Annotated in this window: 18 protein-coding genes; 7 read left to right on the top strand and 11 right to left on the bottom strand. The window is 67.3% G+C overall.

What is annotated here, in order from left to right; genetic code table 11:
* Positions 1–125 precede the first annotated feature (125 nt).
* The 5 genes from C265_RS27880 to C265_RS27900 are packed head-to-tail and all read right to left on the bottom strand — an operon-like array spanning position 126 to position 6,504.
* A complete protein-coding gene (locus C265_RS27880) occupies positions 126–1,571 on the bottom strand; it encodes an FAD-binding oxidoreductase (RefSeq protein WP_037025469.1) in 1,446 nt (481 codons plus the stop codon).
* 25 nt (positions 1,572–1,596) lie between these two features.
* Positions 1,597–2,403: a 4-hydroxy-2-oxoheptanedioate aldolase gene (gene hpaI / locus C265_RS27885; protein ID WP_010814109.1), complete on the bottom strand. Its 807-nt coding sequence runs from the start codon at positions 2,401–2,403 to the stop codon at positions 1,597–1,599.
* 37 nt (positions 2,404–2,440) lie between these two features.
* The gene (locus C265_RS27890; RefSeq protein ID WP_010814108.1) at positions 2,441–3,913 is read right to left on the bottom strand and encodes an NAD-dependent succinate-semialdehyde dehydrogenase; all 1,473 of its coding nucleotides are present in this window, start codon (positions 3,911–3,913) and stop codon (positions 2,441–2,443) included.
* Between the two features lie 33 nt (positions 3,914–3,946).
* Positions 3,947–5,470, bottom strand: a complete 1,524-nt coding sequence (locus C265_RS27895; protein ID WP_010814107.1) for a UxaA family hydrolase — start codon at positions 5,468–5,470, stop codon at positions 3,947–3,949.
* Between the two features lie 17 nt (positions 5,471–5,487).
* Positions 5,488–6,504: a tripartite tricarboxylate transporter substrate binding protein gene (locus C265_RS27900; RefSeq protein ID WP_010814106.1), complete on the bottom strand. Its 1,017-nt coding sequence runs from the start codon at positions 6,502–6,504 to the stop codon at positions 5,488–5,490.
* A 144-nt stretch (positions 6,505–6,648) separates the two neighbouring features.
* Here C265_RS27900 and C265_RS27905 point away from each other — a divergent pair, with 144 nt between their 5' ends.
* Positions 6,649–7,590 (top strand): LysR substrate-binding domain-containing protein, encoded by a 942-nt coding sequence (locus C265_RS27905; protein WP_010814105.1) that lies wholly within the window; start codon positions 6,649–6,651, stop codon positions 7,588–7,590.
* Here the strand turns inward: C265_RS27905 and C265_RS27910 are convergent.
* Positions 7,587–8,342 carry a sulfite exporter TauE/SafE family protein gene (locus C265_RS27910; protein ID WP_035816236.1) on the bottom strand — a complete coding sequence of 252 codons (756 nt, stop codon included), beginning with the start codon at positions 8,340–8,342 and terminating at the stop codon, positions 7,587–7,589. The two genes, C265_RS27905 and C265_RS27910, sit on opposite strands and share 4 nt — an antisense overlap.
* Before the next feature lie 426 nt (positions 8,343–8,768).
* Between C265_RS27910 and C265_RS27915 the strand changes: the two genes are divergently transcribed.
* Genes C265_RS27915 through C265_RS31895 form a run of 3 tightly spaced genes read left to right on the top strand, consistent with a single transcriptional unit; the run spans position 8,769 to position 11,363 of the window.
* Positions 8,769–10,202 carry a cytochrome ubiquinol oxidase subunit I gene (locus C265_RS27915; RefSeq protein ID WP_010814103.1) on the top strand — a complete coding sequence of 478 codons (1,434 nt, stop codon included), beginning with the start codon at positions 8,769–8,771 and terminating at the stop codon, positions 10,200–10,202.
* Positions 10,203–10,206: 4 nt separating this feature from the next.
* On the top strand, positions 10,207–11,214 hold the full coding sequence (gene cydB, locus C265_RS27920; RefSeq protein ID WP_010814102.1) for a cytochrome d ubiquinol oxidase subunit II: 1,008 nt from the start codon (positions 10,207–10,209) through the stop codon (positions 11,212–11,214).
* Positions 11,214–11,363: a DUF2474 domain-containing protein gene (locus tag C265_RS31895; protein WP_010814101.1), complete on the top strand. Its 150-nt coding sequence runs from the start codon at positions 11,214–11,216 to the stop codon at positions 11,361–11,363. The genes cydB and C265_RS31895 overlap by 1 nt, the downstream gene beginning before the upstream one ends.
* Positions 11,364–11,388: 25 nt before the next feature.
* Here C265_RS31895 and C265_RS27925 read toward each other — a convergent pair whose 3' ends face one another.
* The 5 genes from C265_RS27925 to C265_RS27945 all read right to left on the bottom strand — a co-directional run bounded on the left by C265_RS27925 (position 11,389) and on the right by C265_RS27945 (position 18,067).
* Entirely contained in the window at positions 11,389–12,153 is a 765-nt protein-coding gene (locus C265_RS27925; RefSeq protein ID WP_010814100.1) for a fumarylacetoacetate hydrolase family protein, read from the bottom strand.
* Positions 12,154–12,245: 92 nt separating this feature from the next.
* Complete coding sequence (locus C265_RS27930) at positions 12,246–13,694, bottom strand: MFS transporter (RefSeq protein ID WP_037025473.1); 1,449 nt, start codon at positions 13,692–13,694, stop codon at positions 12,246–12,248.
* 109 nt (positions 13,695–13,803) lie between these two features.
* Complete coding sequence (locus C265_RS27935; protein WP_010814098.1) at positions 13,804–15,330, bottom strand: amidase family protein; 1,527 nt, start codon at positions 15,328–15,330, stop codon at positions 13,804–13,806.
* Between the two features lie 93 nt (positions 15,331–15,423).
* Positions 15,424–16,728 (bottom strand): MFS transporter, encoded by a 1,305-nt coding sequence (locus tag C265_RS27940; RefSeq protein ID WP_010814097.1) that lies wholly within the window; start codon positions 16,726–16,728, stop codon positions 15,424–15,426.
* Between the two features lie 118 nt (positions 16,729–16,846).
* The gene (locus C265_RS27945) at positions 16,847–18,067 is read right to left on the bottom strand and encodes an alanine--glyoxylate aminotransferase family protein (RefSeq protein WP_010814096.1); all 1,221 of its coding nucleotides are present in this window, start codon (positions 18,065–18,067) and stop codon (positions 16,847–16,849) included.
* A gap of 180 nt (positions 18,068–18,247) precedes the next feature.
* Here C265_RS27945 and C265_RS27950 point away from each other — a divergent pair, with 180 nt between their 5' ends.
* The 3 genes from C265_RS27950 (at position 18,248) to C265_RS27960 (ending at position 21,514) form a co-directional block, all read left to right on the top strand.
* Positions 18,248–18,967: a GntR family transcriptional regulator gene (locus tag C265_RS27950; RefSeq protein ID WP_010814095.1), complete on the top strand. Its 720-nt coding sequence runs from the start codon at positions 18,248–18,250 to the stop codon at positions 18,965–18,967.
* A gap of 177 nt (positions 18,968–19,144) precedes the next feature.
* Positions 19,145–21,196: a LamG-like jellyroll fold domain-containing protein gene (locus tag C265_RS27955; protein ID WP_037025476.1), complete on the top strand. Its 2,052-nt coding sequence runs from the start codon at positions 19,145–19,147 to the stop codon at positions 21,194–21,196.
* An 84-nt stretch (positions 21,197–21,280) separates the two neighbouring features.
* Complete coding sequence (locus C265_RS27960) at positions 21,281–21,514, top strand: hypothetical protein (RefSeq protein ID WP_010814093.1); 234 nt, start codon at positions 21,281–21,283, stop codon at positions 21,512–21,514.
* The last annotated feature ends 22 nt before the right edge of the window (positions 21,515–21,536 follow it).

Below are 21,536 nucleotides of genomic sequence, written 5' to 3' on the forward strand. Positions count from 1 at the left end.
TGCGCGTTGGCCGGTGCGGCAATGCCCCGGCTCCGCGCGTTCTGGATAGCTGACACCTTAGCCCAGATGGGCGATTCCTGCTACGCGCGCCCTGCCCGCGTTCCGTGGTGTGGAATAGCGGTGAGCTATCGGGCCGGCGCCGGCAGCACCTTGCCCGGATTCAGCAGGTTCAACGGATCAAGCGCCTGCTTCACCTGCCACATCAGCTCCAGTTCCACCTGGGACTTGTAGCGCGTCAGGTCGTCGCGCTTGGCCACGCCGATGCCGTGCTCGGCCGAGATCGAGCCGTTTTCCGCATGGGCCATGCCGTCGACCAGTGCCGAGACCCGCTCATACCACTGCGCCAGGAACTCTTTTCCTGGCTGATCCCTGGGTCGCAGCGGGTTGAAGTGCACATTGCCGTCGCCCATATGGCCGTAGATCACCATGCGCGCGTCCGGCACCAGCTCCAGCACCCTGGCCGAGGCTTCCTCGACAAACGCAGCGATGCGCGACAGCGGCACCGAGACATCGCACTTGATGCTGCCGCCGGTGCGGGTCTGGGCGTCGGAGATCTCTTCGCGGATGCGCCAGAAAGTCTGGGCATCGGACAGGCTGGCGGCCACTGCGGCGTCCTGCACCAGGCCCTGGCTGAAGCCGGATTCGAGGATTTCCATCAGCGTGGCGTTGAGGCTTTCCGCATCGGTCCCGGAGGTGAGTTCGATCAGCACCATCCACTCGTGCTTGTCCTGCAGCGGCGAAGCCACGTTGCCAAGATATTCAAGCACCAGTTCCAGCGCGGGCCGCGAGATCAGCTCGAACGCGGTCACGGCCTGGCCGGACAGGCGCTTGGCTTCGCCGAGCAAAGCTACCGCCGCGGCGGGGTCCTGTACGGCGACAAAGGCCACGGCGCTGCTGCGCGGCTGCGGCATCAGCTTGAGCACGGCGCCGGTGATGATGCCGAGCGTACCTTCCGCGCCGACGAACAGCTGCTTGAGGTCGTAGCCGGTGTTGTCCTTGCGCAGGCCGCGCAGCGATGAGTAGATGCGGCCATCGGGCAGCACCACCTCGATGCCGAGCACGAGGTCGCGCATATTGCCGTAGCGCAGCACCGCGGTGCCGCCGGCATTGGTCGACAGGTTGCCGCCGATCTGGCATGAGCCTTCGGAGCCGATGCGCAGCGGGAACAGGCGTTGCCCGGCCTCGGCGGCGCTGCGCGCCGCGCTCAGCGTGACGCCGGACTGCACGGTCATGGTGTCGTTGATGGTGTCGAGGTCCAGCACGCGATTCATGCGGCTGAGGTTGACGACCACGGCGGTGCCGCTGTCGTCCGGCACGGCGCCGCCCATCAGCGAGGTATTGCCGCCCTGCGGCACTACCGGCACGCGCCGGGCGTGGCACCACTGCAGCACCTGGCTGACCTCCTCCGTCGATGACGGCAGCACCACTACCTGGGCCTGGCCGCGGTAGATGCCGCGGTAGTCGGTGACGTAGGCCTGCGTGTCGGCATCGCCGCTGCGGCAGGCGTTGGCGCCGACGATGGCCTGCATCGCACGCAAGGTAGTGTCTGGAGTCGGGAGATCGGCTGGCATGTGTGTAAGGCGAAGGAAATTCGGTTCAGTACGCGGCGGAGGGCTTGTCTGCGGGGGCGTCCGTCGGCTGCGCACGGAACGAAGCGGCAAGCTTGCGCGCGGCGTTGGCGTACAGCATCACGTCCACCCCCGTGGCCACGAAGGTGCAGCCCAGGTCGAGGTAGCGGCGTGCCAGTGCCGGGTCCGACGTCAGCGTGCCGGCGGCCTTGCCGCTGGCAATGATGGTGCGCATCGCGCCTTCGATGGCGGCCTGCACCTCCGGGTGACCGGGGCGGCCGCGGTGGCCCATCGACGCAGCCAGGTCGGCCGGGCCGATAAAGACGCCGTCGATACCATCCACCGCGCAGATTGCTTCCAGGTTCTGCAATGCGGTGACGGTTTCGGCCTGCACCAGCAGGCAGACTTCATCGTCGGCCACATCGAGGTAGTCGGTGCGGGCGCTCCACTGCGAGGCGCGCGCAATGGCGCTGCCCACGCCGCGGATGCCTTGCGGGGGGTAGCGCGTAGCGCTGACCACCATGCGCGCCTGTTCCGCGGTATCCACCATCGGCACGAGCAGGCTGCGCGCGCCGATGTCGAGCAACTGCTTGATCAGCGGCACTTCACCGGCGACGGCACGCACCACGGGCTGGACCGGGTATGGCGCCACCGCCTGCAGCGCGTGCAGCGTCGAGCGCAGGTCGTTGGGGGCGTGTTCGCCGTCGATCAGCAGCCAGTCAAAGCCTGCGGTGGCGGACACTTCGGCCAGGTATGGCGTTGCCATCGACAGCCACAGGCCGATCTGCGCCTGGCGGGCGGCCAGCGCAGTCTTGAAGGGATTGTTTGCGGGCATGGTGTGTTCCGGTTCGATGATCGATGGGCCCGGCGCTTCAGCCGAGCTGACCCTGGCAAAGGTACTTGGTATGCATGTAGTCGTCCAGCCCGTGGCGCGAGCCTTCGCGCCCGTAGCCGGATTCCTTGACGCCGCCGAACGGCGCCGCCTCGGCCGCGATCGCGCCCTCGTTGATGCCGACCATGCCGGTCTCCAGCGCCTGCGCCACGCGCCAGATGCGGCGGATGTCGCTGGAGTAGAAGTAAGCAGCGAGGCCGAACGGGGTGTCGTTGGCGTCGCGGATCACCTCGGCTTCATCGCGGAAACGAAAGATCGGCGCGACCGGGCCGAAGGTCTCTTCGCACGACAGCTCCATCGCGGGGGCCGCATCGGCCAGCACCGTCGGTGCGTAGTAGTGCGGGCCGTCGGCGGTGCGCACGCGCTTGCCGCCGGTGACCACGCGCGCGCCCCGGGCGACGGCGTCTTCCACATGGCGTGCGATCTTGTCGACGGCGCGGGCATTGATCATGGGACCGATCTGCGCGGCCTCTTCCGTGGCGGGGCCGACATGGAGCGCGCCAACGCGCTGTGCCAGGCGCTCGACAAAGGCGTCGTGCACGGTGTCGTGCACATAGACCCGGTTCGGGCACACGCAGGTCTGGCCGCCGTTGCGGAACTTGGACGCCATCAGGCCATCGACGGCGGCATCGAGATCGGCGTCCTCGAAGACGATGAAGGGCGCGTTGCCGCCCAGCTCCAGCGACAGCTTCTTCAGCGTGGCCGCCGATTCGCGCGCGAGGTGCTTGCCCACGGGCGTGGAACCGGTAAAGGTGATCTTGCGCACGCGGCTGTCGGCCAGCCAGGCATCGACCACGCCCGGCGTGTGCTCGCGCGATGCGGTGACGATGTTGAGCACGCCCGCGGGCATGCCGGCCTGCTGCGCCAGCCATACCAGCGCCAGCGCGGTCAGCGGGGTGTCCTCGGCGGGCTTGGCCACCACCGTGCAACCGGCGGCCAGCGCGGGGGCGATCTTGCGGGCAATCATCGCCAGCGGGAAGTTCCACGGCGTGATTGCCGCGACCACGCCCACCGGCTCCTTCAGCACCAGCAGTTTGCGGCCAGGCACGGCTTCGGCGACGATATCGCCGCAGATGCGGGTGGCCTCTTCGGCAAACCACTCGACATAGGACGCGCCGTACTGTACCTCGCCGCGTGCCTCTTTGAGGGGCTTGCCCTGCTCCGTCGAGATGATGCGCGCCAGGTCTTCCTGGTGTGTGAGGATCAGCGCATGCCAGCGCTTGAGTAACTGGGCGCGTTCGCGCGCGGGCCGGCGGCTCCATGCCGGGAAGGCGGCTGCGGCGGCATCGACGGCAAGGCTGGCATCGCCGGCATCGCTGTCTGGCACGTTGGCAAAGGTCTCGCCGGTGGCCGGGTCGGCGACCTGCAGGCGGGCGCCAAGGCGGGCATCGCGCCACCGGTCGTCAATCAGGTTCTGGCTGCGCAGCAGCGCTTGCTCGGAAAGCGTCAGCATAAGGTAGAGGAAGAGAGATTGGCGGAAGGCGGCTCAGCTGACGATGCCGAGGTGCCAGGGCACGAACTCGTTGTCGCCCAGGCCCAGCACTTCGCTCTTGGTCGGCTCGCCCGAGGCCGCGCGCAGGATATGTTCGAAGATCCGCTGGCCCATCTCCAGCACGGTCAGTTCGCCGTCGAGCACCAGCCCGCAGTTGATGTCCATGTCTTCTTCCAGGCGGTGGTACATCGCCGAGTTGGATGCGAGCTTGATCGTCGGCGCGGGCTTGGAGCCGAACATCGAACCGCGGCCAGTAGTAAAGCAGATCAGGTTGGCGCCGCTGGCGATCTGGCCGGTGACGGCCACCGGGTCATAGCCGGGCGAGTCCATGAACACAAAGCCGGCCTGGTCGATCGGCTCGGCGTATTCGTACACCGCCTGCAGCGGCGTGGTGCCGCCCTTCATGGCCGAGCCCAGCGATTTCTCGAAGATATTGGCCAGGCCGCCCTGCTGGTTGCCGTGGCCGACCACGCCATTGAACTGGGCGTTGTGGCCGGCGGTGTAGCGCTCCCACCAGGCCAGGCGGTCCAGCAGCTTCTGGCCGACCTCGGGCGTCACCGCGCGGCGCGTGAGCATGAACTCAACACCGTGGATTTCCGGGGTCTCGGACAGGATGGCGGTGCCGCCATGGCGCACCAGGATATCCATCGCCGCGCCCAGCGCCGGGTTGGCGCTGATGCCGGAAAAACCGTCCGAGCCGCCGCATTCCAGCCCGATCTTCAGGTGGCTGGCCGATACCGGCTGGCGCACCGTGGCATTGGCCGCGGGCAGCATCGATTCGATCGCGCGGATGCCTGCGACAATGGTGGCGCGCGTGCCGCCGCTATCCTGCATTACCAGCGTGTGCACCGCGGGGCCGGGCTCAAGCCCCTGCGATTCCACCAGTGAGGCCACCTGGTTGCGCTCGCAGCCCAGGCCGACGATCAGCACGCCGGCCAGGTTGGGATGGCGTGCATAACCGGCCAGCGTGCGGCGCAGCACGTCGAAGTGCTCGCTCGGCGATGACATGCCGCAGCCGCTGGTCTGCGCGAAGGCGACCACGCCATCGACATTCGGATACGCTGCCAGCCGCTCCGCTGTGAAATGCGCGGCGATCTGGCGGATCACGGTGGACGAGCAATTGACCGACGACAGGATGCCGATGAAATTGCGCGTACCCACGCGCCCGTCCGGGCGCACAAAGCCGTTGAAGGTGGCGCGCCGGGCCTCGGGCACATAGTCCACCGGCCGCACGTCCTGGCAGAACGCCGGGTCGCGGTAGAAATCGACCAGGGTCAGGTTGTGCGAATGCACGTGGTCGCCCTGGGCGATATCGCGCGCGGCCACGCCGATGACGGTGTCGAATTTGCGCACCGGCGCGCCGGCCGTGATGGCACAGGCAGCGATCTTGTGGCCGGCCGGCACCTGTGCGCGCACGCGCACGGCGGGATCGGCCAACTGCTGGCCAAGGCTGAGGTCGCTGCGGGCGACCAGCACGTTGTCGTTGGCGTGCAGGCGGATGACGGGATTGGGATTCACTTGGACTTGGACGGCAATCAGCCTTGCTGCAGCAGTTCTTTCAGCTTGAGGCGCTGGATCAGCTGGGTTTCCTGGTCATAGACGCTGGCCACGTACTTCTTGTAGTCAGGGCCGTCCAGGTACATCACGGGCGCATCCAGGCGCGCCGCCACCTGCTTGAACTCGTTGCTGGCCACCGCGGCGCGGAAGGCGTCGCGCAGCTTCTTTTCCACGGCGGGCGGCAGGCCCTTGGGGGCGCCGATGCCGTTGGGCGCTTCCACCACCACGTTGTAGCCCAGCTCCTTGAGCGTCGGCGTGTCCTTGAAGCGGGTCGCGCGCTGTTCGCCCCAGGTGGCCAGCAGGCGCAGCTTGCCGGCTTCCACGTGCGGCGCCCACGAGCTGGAATCGGCCAGCAGGTCCACCTGCCCGGCCAGCACGTCCTGCAGCGCGGCGGCGCCACCCTTGTAGGCGATCGCGTTGAGCTGAATGCCCGCGGCCAGCGCGAACTGCTCCATGCCGACGTGGGTGGCGCCGCCGATGCCGGCGTGCGCATAGGTGATCTTGCCGGGGCTGGCCTTGGCGGCGGCCACCACGTCCTGCAGCGTCTTGTAGCGCGAGCCGGCCGGCACGGCGATGCCGAAGGTCTGGCCCGAGGTGCGCGCCAGGTAGGTCAGCTCGCTGCGCGGGTCCAGCGGCAGCATGCCGAGCTGCGCGAAGCGCGTCACCGAGATCGGGATCTGGCCGATGGTGTAGCCGTCCGGATTGGCGCGCGCCAGGGCCTTGGTGCCGATCATGCCGGAGGCGCCGGCGCGGTTCTCGACCACGATCGACTGCTTGAGGATGCCGCTCGCCACCTGGCACAGCGCGCGCATCGACTGGTCAGCGGTGCCGCCGACCGGCCATGGGCAGATAAAGGTGATGGGACGCTCGGGATACTCGGCGGCCAGCGCCCGCGCGGCAGGCAGCAGCACGCCGGCGGCGCCCGCGGCAGCGCCCGCGGCGGCTCCGATGAGCAGGCGGCGGCGCTTGGAATCGATGGGGAAGCCTTGAGTCATTTGCGGGTGTCTCCGATGTTTTCATTATCGGCGGGACCGGCGCAGCCAGCCTCGTCATGCCCGCATTCTGTCGCGCCTCAATATAACAATCCAATCAAAGAACGGCATTGCTTCATAACCTTAAGGTTAGATAGACTGGCGGGCATGGTCCAGATCGATCGCGCGCTGCGCTCCAATATCAAGCTGCGCCACCTGCAACTGCTGGTGGCGCTGGATGAGTTCCGCCACCTCGGCCGCACCGCGGAGTTCCTGTCCGTAAGCCAGCCGGCGGTATCCAAGGTGCTGACCGAAGTCGAAAAGATGCTGGGTCTGTCGCTGTTCACGCGCTCCACCCGCGGCACCGAGCCTACCCCCGCCGGCGAATCGCTGGTGCGCTTCGCGCGCTCGGTGCTGGCCCAGTACGAGCAGACCCGCGACGAGATCGCAGCGGTGCAGAGCGGCGCTTCCGGCCGTATCCGCGCAGGCTCGATGGGGGCGGCGCTGCCGGTGCTGCTGGCGCAGGCCGTGGGCGCGCTCAAGGACCGCCACGCGCGCGCCACCGTGCTGGTGGAGGAAGGCGACCTGACCCACCTGCTGCCCAAGCTGCGGCTGCGCGAGCTGGACCTGATCGTGGGCCGGCTGGAGCCGGGCTATGCTGCGCCGGACCTGCTGACCGAAGCCCTCTATGAAGAGCCGATGGTGGTCGTGGTCCGGCGCGGCCACAAGCTCGCGCGCAAGGCCCGCCCCAGCTGGGCCGACCTGGCGGCGATGCCCTGCGTGCTGCCGCCGCCGTGGGCCTCGCTGCGCGTGAAGATCGAGCAGGCCTTCTATCGCCACGGCCTGCACCCGCCGCAGGATGTCATCGAGACCTCGTCCTACCTGGCGCAGGCCACCTTCGTCGGCCAGCGCGGCGCGGCCGGTTTCATGGCTGAGTCGGTGGCGCTGTCGTTGCAGGAGGAAGGCCAGCTACACGTGCTGAAGATGGCCGTGCCGGTAGACCTGCCCCCGGTCGGCATCATCACGCTGCGCGAACGGGCGCCGTCGCTCGGCACCGACCAGCTGTTGGAATGCCTGCGCGAGGCTGCGGCGCAGGTCAGGGCCGTCTAGCCCGCACGCGCCATCAACACCGGCACCGACGTGGCCAGCAGCGCCACGCCGGATACAGTCAGCAACGTCAGCACGACCTTGCGGAAGGTGGCCTCGCTGATCCCCAGATAGAGCCGCGTGCCCAGCAGCGTTGGCACCAGCATCGCGGGCGCCACCACCAGGAACATCGGCAGCATCTCGCGCGTGACGATGCCCTTGCCCACATACGCGGCCATGGTCATGGCCAGCGTGGCGAGGTTGAAGTTCTGGATCACCGCGCGCTGCTCGTCCTTGTCGAAGCCGCGCAGCGTGCACCACAGCGTGGGGATCACGCCGGTAAAACCACCGATGCCGCCCATCACGCCGCCGGCCGCACCGGCAACGCCATCGGCCACGCGCCCGCCCACGCCGATATGGGGCAGCTTGCGCACCATCAGCATCACCGGGCACCACAGGGTCAGGAAGCCGCCGAGCACGACCTTGAACCACTGTGCGTCGAGCATCGGCAGGATCGCCACGCCCAGGGGGATGCCGGCCACGCCGCCGGCCACGAACGGCCACAGCCTCCGCCACGACAGCCCGCGCCGCACCGACACCGCCGCCAGCAGCTGGCCGGTAAGCGCGCCGAACACGGTCATGGCCGACGCCAGCTGCGGCTCGATCGCCCAGGCCCAGAACGACATCGCCACCATGCCGAAGGCAAAGCCCGACAGCCCCTGGACAAAGCCGGCCACGGCGGCGCCGGCGATCACAATCAGCAAGGTGGAATCCATGGCAAGCGGGGCCGCGTCAGGCAGTGGCGGACGCGATGTTCAAAGGCTTCTGGGAAGCGCATGACTATGCACTTCTTTGCCTTGCTTGTCAGCGGCTGCCTCTGCTGCGCCGCGCAAAACTGATACGGTATTTTTTCAATGAGGTGATGCTGTTCGGTTCATTTCGGCTCCGTTAGCATGGTCGCCATCGATACAAGGGCAACGGGCCGCGTGAAGCGGCGCCGGCGGCACGGGGTGCGGCGATATGTCACCCGTACGCCACCGGCAGCAACGGTGCCCTTTGCTGCGCGCGCGGCGTACACTACTCTTACCGCACGCGCCTACGGCCCGTGCCCCGGCGCGCCCTGCCGACCAGCCCCGGCCTGCCAGACGGCAGCGCCGTGCCCGTCCCAGGCGTGCGCCAGGCCAGCGCCACGGAGAACAACAATGTTTGGTTTGACCGCGCTAGACCTCGCCCGCACGCAGTTTGCGTTCACGATTTCCTTCCACATTATTTTCCCGGCGATCACCATCGGCCTGGCCGCCTACCTGGCGGTGCTGGAAGGCTGCTGGCTGCGCACGCAGCGCACGCATTACCGCGACCTCTACCACTTCTGGTCCAAGATCTTTGCCGTCAACTTCGGCATGGGGGTGGTGTCCGGGCTGGTGATGGCCTATCAGTTCGGCACCAACTGGAGCTTCTTCTCGGAGTTCGCGGGCAGCATCACCGGGCCGCTGCTGACCTATGAGGTGCTGACCGCCTTCTTCCTGGAAGCGGGCTTCCTGGGCGTGATGCTGTTCGGCTGGAACCGCGTCGGGCCGGGGCTGCATTTCTTTGCCACGGTGATGGTGGCGCTCGGCACGCTGATCTCCGCCACCTGGATCCTGGCCTCCAACAGCTGGATGCAGACGCCGGCGGGCTTCGAGATCATCAACGGCCGCGTAGTGCCGACCAACTGGTTCGAAGTCATCTTCAACCCGTCGTTCCCCTACCGCCTGGTGCATATGAGCGTGGCGGCATTCCTGGCCACCGCGCTGTTCGTCGGCGCGTCCGCCGCCTGGCACCTGCTGCGCGGGCGCGACAACCCCGCCATCCGCAAGATGCTGTCGATGGCGATGTGGATGCTGCTGATCGTCGCGCCGATCCAGGCCGTGATCGGCGACATGCACGGCCTGAACACGCTCAAGCACCAGCCCGCCAAGATCGCCGCGCTGGAAGGCCACTGGGAGAACAAAGGCAATGAAGGCCTGCCGCTGCTGCTGTTCGGCTGGCCCGACATGGCGCGCGAAGAGACGCGCTTCGCGGTCGAGGTGCCGCGCCTGGGCAGCCTGATCCTGACCCATTCCTGGGACGGACAGATCAAGGGCCTGAAGGAGTTCGCGCCGCAGGACCGGCCCAATTCCACCATTCTGTTCTGGTCGTTCCGCGTGATGGTGGGGCTGGGGCTGCTGATGATCCTGTTGGGCGTGTGGAGCCTGCTGCTGCGCCGGGGCGAGCGCATGTACCGCTCGCGCGGCTTCCTGCATATGGCGTTGTGGATGGGGCCCACCGGCCTGATCGCCATCCTGGCCGGCTGGTTCACCACCGAGGTCGGACGCCAGCCGTGGGTAGTCTACGGGCTGCAGCGCACCGCCGACGCGGTGTCGCCGCACGGCGTGCCCGAACTGGCAACGACGCTGGCGATCTTCGTGGTGGCCTACCTCTTCGTGTTCGGCGTCGGCATCGCCTACATGATGCGGCTGGTGCGCAAGGGTCCGGCGCTGGAAGAAGCCAAGCCGGAAGGCGGCCCCGGACGCGGGCATACGCCGGCACGGCCATTGTCGGCCGTGGATGACGACGAAGCGCTCGCCCCCGCCACCACTGCACGCACCCGGAGCTGACACCATGGGCATCGACCTCTCGCTTCTCTGGATCTTCATCATCTTCTTCGGCGTGATGATGTACGTGGTGATGGACGGCTTCGACCTGGGCATCGGCATGCTCTATCCGTTCGTGCCGGACCGGCATGACCGCGACGTGATGATGAACACGGTGGCACCGGTCTGGGACGGCAACGAGACCTGGCTGGTGCTGGGCGGCGCCGGACTGCTGGCGGCGTTCCCGCTGGCGTATTCAGTGGTGCTGAGCGCGCTCTACCTGCCGCTGATGCTGATGCTGCTGGGCCTGATCTTCCGCGGCGTGGCGTTCGAGTTCCGCTTCAAGGCCAACGACCGCGAGCGCCCGGTGTGGGACGCCGCCTTCATCCTGGGCTCGGGCACGGCCAGTTTCTTCCAGGGCGTGGCGCTGGGCGCCTATATCGACGGCATCAAGCTGGAGGGCCACCGCTTTGCCGGCGGGCCGCTGGACTGGCTCACGCCCTTCCCGCTGTTCTGCGGCGTGGGGCTGATGGTGGCCTACACGGTGCTGGGCAGCACCTGGCTGATCATGAAGACCGAGGGCGCCTTGCAACAGCGCATGATCAGGCTGACCGGCTCGCTGGCGTGGCTGCTGCTGGCGGTGATCGCGGTGATCAGCCTGTGGACGCCGCTGACGCATCCCGAGATTGCCGAGCGCTGGTTCAGCCTGCCCAACCTGTTCTGGTTCTCGCCGGTGCCGATCCTGGTGGCGCTGTGCATGTTCATGCTGATGCGCGCGCTGCGGCATGAGCCGGATATCTCGCCGTTCATGTACGCGCTGGGGCTGGTGTTCCTGGGTTACAGCGGGCTGGCGATCAGCGTCTGGCCCAATATCATCCCGCCGGGAATCTCGATCTGGGACGCCGCCGCGCCGCCGCAAAGCCAGGGCTTTGCGCTGGTTGGGGCGCTGTTCATCATCCCCTTCATCCTGATGTACACGGTGTGGGCGTACTACGTGTTCCGCGGCAAGGTGCGCCACGGCGAGGGCTACCACTGATGGATATGGATACACAGCGCCCGGGGGCCGGCACCTGGCTGCGGCGCATCGGCTGGCTGGTGCTGATCTGGGCCGCCAGCGTGGCGGCACTGGGCGTGGCCGCGTGGGTGCTGCGGATCATCATGCAGGGCGTCGGCTTGCGCAGCTGACGCCCCGTCAAGGGCAACGCCGTCCTCAGAGCTGGACCGAGGCCTCGCCGATGCCATCGAACTCCGCGGTCACCAGGTCGCCTGCCGATGCGTCCAGGATGCCGACCCAGGTGCCGGTGGTGACGACCGTGCCGGCCTCTACGCGTCGCCCGTCGCGCGTGGCGTGGCGCAGCCAGGCGGCCAGTCCAAAGGCCGGATCGCCCAGCGCGTGGGTGCCGCGGCGCTCGATGGTTTGCGTGCCGATCCGCACCCGGCAATGCTGTGCCGCCCAGTCCCGCGCCGCATAGTCACGCCACTGGCCAAGCACCAGTGCGCCGTGGGACTGCAGGTCGGCCAGCTTCAGCAGCGCGGGCGCGGCGAGGTACTGCCGCCAGCGCGAATCGACGACTTCAATCGACACCGCCATCGCATCGATCAGCCCGGCCGCGCCGGCGTAGTCGAGGGCGGCAGCCTGCGCGGCGTCAACGCCCTGCCCCAGCCGCAACGCAATCTCTGCCTCGATGCCGCGCCATGTGAAAGGCCAGTCGCCGGCATGCGCGGGGCTGGTCCAGACCCCTGCAAGCGGCAGTTCGGCATGCGTCAGCACCGCCTCGCGCGAGGCGCCGCCGGATTTCCAGTAGCCGGCGCCTGTCGCTTGCCAGCCAAGCGCGCGGGCCACGGCCGACTGCACGGCGTAGGCCTGTTCCGCATTCTCAGGCACGGTGGCGAATTGCTCTGCATCGGCGCAGCCCTGTTCGCTACGCGCGCTGAGCAGGGCCTGCGCGACCCGATCGATATTGGAAGATGTCATGCCTTGGGTATTTCCTTGAATGAGGGATGAATATCGCCCGGTATCCCGCTCCCCGCAAGCGCGCGCAGCACGCTGCCGGGAGCGGGCCGGTCTCAGGAACCGCTAGCGCTGGCCGCGGTGCCACTGACGGCAGGCACGGCTTCGTCGTCGGCGGCGGTCTCGCCCATGGCGCGGCCGAAGGTTTCCGGCGCGAACTGCACGGCCAGCGCAAACACTGCGTACATCGCCGCGAGCATGCTGAACATGCCGCCAACGCCGTAGGTTTCGAACACGCGCCCGCTGATCAGCGGCGTCAGCGCCCCGGCCAGGGTGCCCAGCGCCAGGATCAGCGAGGTGCCGAATGCGCGCACGTGGGTGGGATACTGCTCCGGCGCGAAGATCCAGATTGACGTGTTCAGCAACACCACGCAGAACGTGAAGCACGCGCCAAACAGCAGCACCAGGCCCACGTTATACGTCAGGAAGCCGAAGCACAACCCGGCCGCGCAGGCCAGCCCCGCGCCTGTCGTCAGCACCCGCTTGCGCGGAAAGTGATAGCCGCAGTATGAGGCCGCGAGCGCCCCGAACAGGCTGCCGCTCTGCATCACCATGGTGAAGAGAAAGCTCTTGGAGATGGTGTAGCCCTGCGACATCAGGATGGTCGGCATCAGCGTCAGCACCGAGATCTGCGCGCCGTACGTCATGGACACCGCAATCCCCAGCGCGATCGTGCGCCGTCCCAGGCGGCCCTTGAAGATATCGCTCAGGCGCACCCTGGTGCGCGGCGCGTCGTCCTGGATCGCGGCCTTGATATAGGGCGTCGGCTCGCCGTCGAGCTTGCCCAGGCGGCCGGATGCCAGCACCGACAGCACCCGGTTGGCCTCGTCCACGCGCCCCTTGGACAGCAGGAAGCGCGGCGTCTCCGGAATAAAGCGCCGGTAGAACACGACGAAGAATGCGGGCAGCACCAGGCAGGCAAAGAGCCAGCGCCAGCTGTCCGGACCCGGGAACATGGCGAAGACCGCCAGGCCGAAGGCCGGCGCCAGCATATTGCCCAGGCCACCGCTACCTACGCTGACCAGGCCTACCGCGGTACCGCGGAAGCGCGTCGAGCACAGCTCGGCCAGCATGGTCACGGCGATCGAGATCTCCCCGCCCAGGCCGATACCGACGATAAAGCGTCCCGCCGCCAGCACGCCATAGTTCGGTGCCAGCGCGCAGATGATGGCGCCCAGCGTGAACAGCAGCAGGTTGGCGCTCAGCATCGTGCGCCTGCCGTAGCGGTCCGCGATATAGCCGGAGCCGATGCGTCCCAGCGCGGCGGCACTGAAGGTCAGCGTATTGAGAAAGCCGATCTCCGCCACCGAGATGCCCCACTGCTCGCGCAGCATGGGGCCGATCAGGCCGACGGCGTTCTGTTCGAAGACATCGAACATCACCCCGAGCATGATCATGAGGATGATCTTCTTGTGCGATGCCGTCACCCCGATGCCATCCATGGCCCGGTCGAGCTCATGCTGCTGTGGGGAATTCGGCGATTGAACTACTGTTTCTGCGCCCATCTTTGTCTCCTCCTCGTTTCGAGGTTGTCGCGCTATGTCCGCGACCTTGTCGCCGCCGTGTCCGGCGGGCGTTTGTAGAGCAGCGATAAAACGTCGTTCCGGCGCGCGCCTATTCCAGCGCCGGCGTCGAATGCGGCGGCCGGCGCGCGCGCAAGGCCTGCTCGGCCGCATAGGCCAGCCGTATCAGCACGGGTTCGGTGAAAGGCAGGCCAAAGAACTCCAGCCCGACCGGTACGCCTTGGGGGGCATTGCCGTCCGGCGCCGAGAATCCGGCCGGAATCACGATGGCCGGAAAGCCGGTGGCCGACGCGAGCACGCCATTGCGCTCCGCCTGGGTCTCGCCGACCGGCGCCACCAGGCGCCGCTGGTGCGGAAATGCCAGCGCGTCAAGCCGATGCCGCGCCATCAGGTCCTGCAGCCGCTGGCGCAATGCCTGCTGGCGCTGCAGGCGTTCGCGGTACTCCCCTTCCCGCTCGCTCAGCGCTGCCGCGGTGGTAAGGGTGCCCGCCACGCTTGGATGGACAGAACCGGCAGCGATGATGTCCTGCATCGATCGCACCGGGACGCCGGGGGGCAGCCCCGCCAGGTAGGCATCGAGATCGCGCTCCATCTCGTAGTGGTGCACAAGCGTGGACGCGAGCAGCTCGTCCGGGCTGATGGCGTCTTCAATCGCGATCAGCTCGGCGCCTTGTGCAGCGATGGTGGCCAGCGCTGCCTGCATCACGGCGTTGACGGGACGATGCACATCCTGGTCGCCGAAGAAATGGCGCAACACGCCGATGCGCGCCCCCCTGAGTCCGTCGCGGTCGAGGCTGGCGGCATAGCTCGCCGGGATGTGGGGCGCGCCCTGGCTGGTGACCGGGTCGGCCGGGTCATGGCCGGCGATGACATCGAGCAGCAGCGCCGTATCGGCGACGGTACGGGTGATCGGGCCGATGGTGTCCTGCGTCAGCCCGCAAGGGACCAGCCCGGCCCGGCTGACCAGGCCCATGGTCGGACGCAGGCCGACCAGGTTGTTGGCCGAGGCCGGCGAGCGGATGGAATTGACCCCGTCGGTGCCGATGCCGAGCAGGCCGAAGCTGGCTGCGATGCCGGCGCCGGTGCCGCCGCTGGAACCGCCGGGCGTGCGGGTCAGGTCATAGGGATTGAGGGTCTGGCCGGACAAGGTGCTGACGGTCTCGCCGCCGGAGGCAAGCTCGTGCAGGTTGGTCTTGGCCAGGACGATGGCACCCGCCTCGCGCAGCCGGCGGATGACGAAGGCATCGTCGGCGGACAGGTTGCCGCGCAGGCAGGCGGCGCCGGCGGTGGTTTCCATGCCGCCGCATTCGATGTTGTCCTTGACCAGCACCGGGATGCCATGCAGCGGCGCCAGCGGCCGTGTGGGGTTGCGGCCCGCCACGGCGTCGATGCGGCCGGCCTCTTCCAGCGCCTGCGGGTTGCGCTGCAGGATGCTGCGCAGGGCGGGACCGTCCTGGTCATAGGCCGAGATGCGCGCGAGGCAGGCGCTGGCCAGTTGGCGCGCCGTCAGCCTGCCGTCGCGCATCGCGGCATGCGCGCTGGCAACGGTGGCTTCCACCACGCTGAACGGCGCGTGATGGCCGGGGCCGTCTGGCACCGGTTGGTACGAGTTTGTCATGAGAGCCTTCCATGCGCCGGCAAGGGCGCGAAGTGTTTGCGAGATGATGGGCAGGCGGGGCAGCGGCACGGTGCCGCACCCCGCCTTGTCTCGCTATCGGTTGACCAGGCGGGCAGGTATTGTCCAGATGCAGAACGCACCCAGCATCAGCATCCCGGCAATCATGTAGTAAGCACTGTTGCCGCTCTGGGTCACGTCGCGCAGGTAGCCGATCATGTAGCCGCTGGTAAAGCCGGCAAGGTTGCCGATCGAGTTGCTCATGGCGATGGCCGTGGCCAACGCCGCGCCGCTGAGGAAAGCCGTTGGCAGGGACCAGAACAGCGGCGTGCAGGTCAGGATGCCGGCTGCGGCGATCGACAGGAACACCAGGGACAGCGCGGTGTTGTGCATGACCCAGGGCAACGCCAGGAAACCGATCGCGCCCATCATGCACGGGATGATCAAATGCCAGCGCCGCTCGCGGTGCTTGTCGGCGCTGCGGCCGAAGAAGTACATCGAGACAATGGCCGCCATATACGGTATCGCGCTCAGCATGCCGATATGGAGCGGGTCGCTGACACCGGTCGACCTGATGAACGTGGGCAGCCAGAGCGTGATGCCGTACTGGCCAGTGACATAGCAGAAGCAGATCAGGCTGATCAGCCAGACGCGCGGATCGGTAAACACCTTGCCGACGCGTGCCTGCGGGTCCACCGCCTTGACGTCTTCCGACTTGGCCAGTTCAAGGACCTGCTTCTCCGCGCTGGTCAGCCATTTGGCCTTGGCAATGGAGTTGTCCAGGTAATAGAAGCAGAAGCACCCCAGCAGCACCGCCGGCACCGCCTCGATGACGAACATCCATTGCCAGCCGCCCAGGCCAGACACGCCGGCCATGCTGCCCATCAGGAAGCCGGACAGCGGGTTGCCGATGATGCCGGACAGCGGCGAGCCCATGCAGTAGATGGCCATGATCTTGGCACGCCGGTGCGACGGGTACCAGCACGACAGGTAGTACACGATGCCTGGCGTGAAGCCGGCTTCGGCCAGGCCCAGCAGGAAGCGCAGCGTGTAGAACTGGGTTGGCGTCTGCACGAACGCAAAGCACGCAGAGAGTATCCCCCACGTGATCATGATCCGGCCGATCCACACCTTGGCGCCGAACTTGTGCAATGCCAGGTTGCTCGGCACCTCGAACAGGAAGTAGCCGATAAAGAAAATCCCGGCGCCCAGCCCGTAGACGGTTTCGCTGAAGCCCAGTTGCTGCGACATCTGGAGCTTGGCAAAACCTACGTTGACGCGATCGAGATAAGCGATCAGGAAGCAGACCATCAGGAATGGCACCAGCCTCCAGCTCACCTTGCGATAGGTCGCATCCTCGAACGTCCTGATCTTTGTTCCCGCCTGCAGGGTTGTATCCACAGCGTCTCCTCTGTTTTTTGTCAGGTACGGCAGTGCTGCGCTGATCCGTTGCGACCAGTCCGGCGGCGGCGTTGCGCACGCGCGGCGCCCGCCCCCGTCTCGGAAGGCAGTGACTGCGTCAGGCGGCAGCCTTGAGCGGCAGCGGCGTCGCGTGCGTGGCGAGATAGTCCATGGCGGCAACGGTGCCGCTGCCCGCGAGCGAAACGCCCGAGATCTTCAGGCCCATCTCGCAGCCGGCCAGCGTGGCCATCAGCGTGAGGTCGTTGCAGTCGCCCAGATGGCCGATACGGAACATGCGGCCCTTGACCTTGCCCAGGCCGGCGCCGAGCGACATGTTGAAGCGGTCATAGATGTTCCTGCGCACCACGTCCGCGTCGATCCCCTCGGGCATCATCACGCCGGTCAGCACCGGGCTGTAGACGGCCGGGTCCGCGCACTGGATCTCCAGGCCCCAGGCCTTGACCGCGCGGCGGCAGGCTTCGGCCAGGCGCTGGTGGCGGGTGAAGACGTTGTCCAGCCCTTCCTCAAGGATCATGTCGAGGGCTTCGGACAGGCCATAAAGCAGGTTCGTGCTGGGGGTATAGGGCCAGTAGCCGGTCCGGTTCATCTCGATGATTTCATCCCAGCCCCAGAAGCTGCGCGGCAGCCGGGCCGTGCGGGAAGCTGCGATGGCCTTGGGCGAGACCGCATTGAAGCTGATGCCAGGCGGCAGCATCAGGCCCTTCTGCGAGCCGGACACGGTCACATCCACGCCCCACTCGTCATGCCGGTAATCGGCGGACGCCAGCCCCGAGATGGTGTCGACCAGCAGCAGCGCCGGGTGTCCGGCCGCATCGATGGCGCGGCGCACGGCGGCGATATCCGAGGTCACGCCAGTCGAGGTCTCGTTGTGCACCACGCACACCGCCTTGATCACATGCGCGCTGTCGGCACGCAGGCGGGCCTCGATCATGTCGGCCTGCACCCCGTGGCGCCAGCCCTCCACGCCCGGCAGGCCGAGGAATTCGGGCTTGATACCCAGGTTCTCGGCCATCTTCTTCCACAGCGTGGCGAAGTGGCCGGTCTCGAACATCAGCACCGTGTCGCCAGGGCTCAGCGTGTTCGACAGCGCCGCTTCCCAGGCCCCCGTGCCCGAAGCCGGATAGATCACCACCGGCTGCTCGGTCTTGAAGATCTTCTTGATGCCGTCCAGCACCTTGAGGCCCAGCGCGCCGAATTCCGGGCCGCGATGATCGATGGTCGGATAGCTGATGGCGCGCAGGATGCGATCGGGAACCGGGCTCGGCCCGGGGATCTGCAGGAAGTGGCGGCCGGCGGGATGGAAGTTGAGATTAAGCATTTGACTCCTCCTGTTGAGTTTTGAATGCAAAATACTTTATCAGAGGAGTGACGGGAAAACAGCCGGGATTGCGCCGAAATTCTCTAGCGTTTACCCCACAATACAAGGGTTTACTTGCGTTTTTGAGTTCCAGTTAAGGGTCTGCTAAAATTGAACGCAATCACGCGATAGGAATTTTGAATGCAAATTGTCGCAACTTCTGGCACGGATTCGCCGGCCCCCGTACTGCCCAGGCTCGAACGGCAACGCTTGCACGACACCGTGGTGGCCCACCTGCGCACGTTCATCGTCGAGGGCACCCTGGAACCGGGCAGGAAGCTCAATGAGCGCGAACTGTGCGAGACCCTAGGCATCTCCCGCACGCCGCTGCGCGAGGCCCTGAAGGTGCTGGCGGCAGAGGGCCTGATCGATATCTCGCCTAACCGCGGGGCAACCGTTTCGCGCCTGTCCGGGGCGGAGATCCAGGACACGTTTGAGCTGATGAGCGGGCTGGAAGCGTTTTCCGGCGAACTGGCCTGTGAACGCATCACGGCCGTGGAACTGGCCGAGATCAAGGCCCTGCACTATGCGATGCTGGCCTGCCGGGCAAATGACGACCTGCCCGGCTATTACCGCATCAACCACCAGATCCATGACCGCATCAACCTGGCGGCCCGCAATTCGGCGCTGCGCCAGACCTATCTGTCTGTGAACCGGCGACTGCAGGCACTGCGCTTCCGCTCCAACTATCAGAAGCCGAAGTGGGACAGCGCCATCCGCGACCACGAAGAGATGCTGCAGGCACTTGAAGCACGCGACGGCAAGCGGCTTGCGGCCATCCTGCGCCAGCACCTACTGGACAAGCGCGACGCGGTGCTGCTGATCCAGGCAGGCGATGCCGTTGGCACGCCCCAGGCATAGGACGCTGGCGCCACCCTCACCCCAAGAATCCGAATAGCCCCATCAGCATTCTTTGCCCCGCTGTCACCACGGTGACAACCCCGGTTCTTACTCTGCGAGCGCATTGCGGCAAACGCAATCCGCCACGCGGCACCTGCCGCCGGCGCACAACAACGCAGATGAACAGGGGAATCAAAGATGGCAGGGAACCTTGCACCGGACAGGCTGGCGGGGATGTCGCGCGGCCGTGTGCTGGCCGCCACCATGATCGCCGCACTGGCGGCAACACTGGCCGGCTGCGGCGGCGGCGATGACACCGCGCCGACAACCGCACCGAACGACACCACCATCAAGACCCCGCCGCCTGCCGGTGCCGGCGGCCCGCGCGTGCTGCTGGTCGGCGTGGACGGTGCCACCTATGCCCAGGTGCAGGGCGCGCTGCTGCGGCGCGAGCTGCCCAACCTGGCCCGGCTGAACCTGGTGCCCACCGCCACCGGCGGCATGCCCGGCACCATCACCGCGCAGCCGCCGCTGGACGCGCCCAGCTGGGCCACGGTGCTGACCGGCGCCTGGGCCAACCGCCACGGCATCGAAGACGATACCGGCAGCACCGCACTGCAGGCCCCCACCGTATTCCGCTACCTGCGCGCGGCCGGCAAACCCGGCCTGCAGCAAGGCGCATCCACCAGTTCGGGGGTGCTGCCGGGCCTGCTCAAGGCCGAGCAGGAAGCGGGCATGCTCGATACGCTGGTTGACTGCGCCGGGGTCGACAGCTGCGTCACGCAGAACGCCGTGCGGCAGGTGCAGTCCGGCTATGGCGTAGTGTTTGCGCAATACAGCGCGCCGGCGCAGGCGGCAGAAGCCGGCGGCTTTGGCAACGGCGCCTATGCCGCGGCCCTGGCCGGAATCGACAAGGCGCTGGGCGAGCTGCTCGGCGCCGTCGCCGCGCGCAGCCAGGGGCAGCCGGGTGAAGACTGGCTGGTGATGGTCACCACCAGCCACGGCCTGGATGCCACCGGCGCCACCACCACGGTGCCGACGGTGGAGAACCGCACCGCCTTCCTCGCCACCAACAAGGCGCTCAACGGCGCGCTGGCCAAACCTGGCGCAGCAGCGCCGGACACCCCGGCGGACCTGTCGGCGCTGCCGACCGAAGCCGATCTCGTCCCCACCGTGCTGGCCCACGCCGGCGTGGCGCTTGACCCGGCCACCACGCGGCTGGACGGTTCGGCGCTGACCACCGCCAACGCAGGCGTGCGAGCCATCGGCGCCAGCATCAGCCAGTACAACGACGCCATCACGCTGGGCTGGCAGAACCCGACCGAAGCCTTCGGCGTCACCCGCGTTCTGCGCGACGGCGTGCAGATCGCCTCGCTGGAACCTGAGGTGCGGCAGTTCACCGACAAGGCCTTCAACATGGCCACGGGCCTGTACCAGTTCAACTACACGCTGGTGCGCAATGACGTGCCGGTGTCGTACCTGGCGCAGATCCACTACGTCAAGCCGGTCACGCTGGCGCCGACGCTGCTCAATGGCCTGGCCACGTACTTCAGCCTCGACAGCAAGCCGTTCGCCGACGCGAAGAACGCCGCCACGCTCGGCCCGTGGGTGGCAAGCCTTGACGGCGGCACGCTGGCTGCCGACAACTTCAGCAGCCAGTCGCTGCAGCTGGACTCGCGTGTCGACAGCTACAAGCTGGCGTACAACGCTGCCGATATCACGCAGAGCCCGCAGTTCACCATCGGCTTCTGGTTCCGCACCGACTGCGCCCAGGGCAACGGCACCGGCGAGCCCATCCTGTCCAACAAGAACTACATCTCGGGCGGCAACCCCGGCATTGCCGTCGCGCTGTTCGGCAGCTGCGAGATCCGCTTCAACCTGGGCAGCGGCAGCGGCAAACGCGACGACATCAACGGCATGAAGGTGTCGGCCAACCAGTGGGCCTACCTGGCGCTGTCGGTCGATGCGACAGCCAGGCGCTTCAGCGCCTATGTCATCGATCCGGTGCTGGGCCTGCAGAAGACCGAGAACAAGGCGATCACCAATACCGACGTGACCAAGCTGGCCGGGCTCGGCACCGGCTGGGGCGTGAACGACGATGCCACGCACAACTACGTGGGCAACAACCCCGGCGCGCTCAAGGGCGTGATGGGCTTCAACGACCTGGCGATGTGGACGCGCGTGCTGTCGCTGGACGAGCTGAAGGCCATCACCGGCGCACGCCAGCCGCTGTCCACGCTGAATCCTTAAATCCGGCCGGAGCCCGTTTCGTCACGGAACGGGTTCCTCACCGACCCTTCCCCCCCGCCCGATCCCCTGCAGGAGATTGACACCATGACTTTCCGACCTTCCACCCTGGCGCGGCCGCACTGGCTCGCCGCCCTGCTGATGTGCGCAGCGCTCGCCGCCTGCGGCGGCGACTCCGGCGACAGCCCCACCGGCTCGCCCAACGCGGCACCGATCACGCCGGGTGCCCCGGGTACCGGCGGCAACCCCGGCCAGGGGAATGGCAGCGACCAGCCTGGCGAGACGCCCGCCGTGAAGCCGCAGCTGCGCTGCGCACCCTGAAGCCGGGCCTGGCCCGTCTCCC

The sequence above is a fragment of the Cupriavidus sp. GA3-3 genome, assembly GCF_000389805.1.
GTDB classification, from domain to species: domain Bacteria; phylum Pseudomonadota; class Gammaproteobacteria; order Burkholderiales; family Burkholderiaceae; genus Cupriavidus; species Cupriavidus necator_D.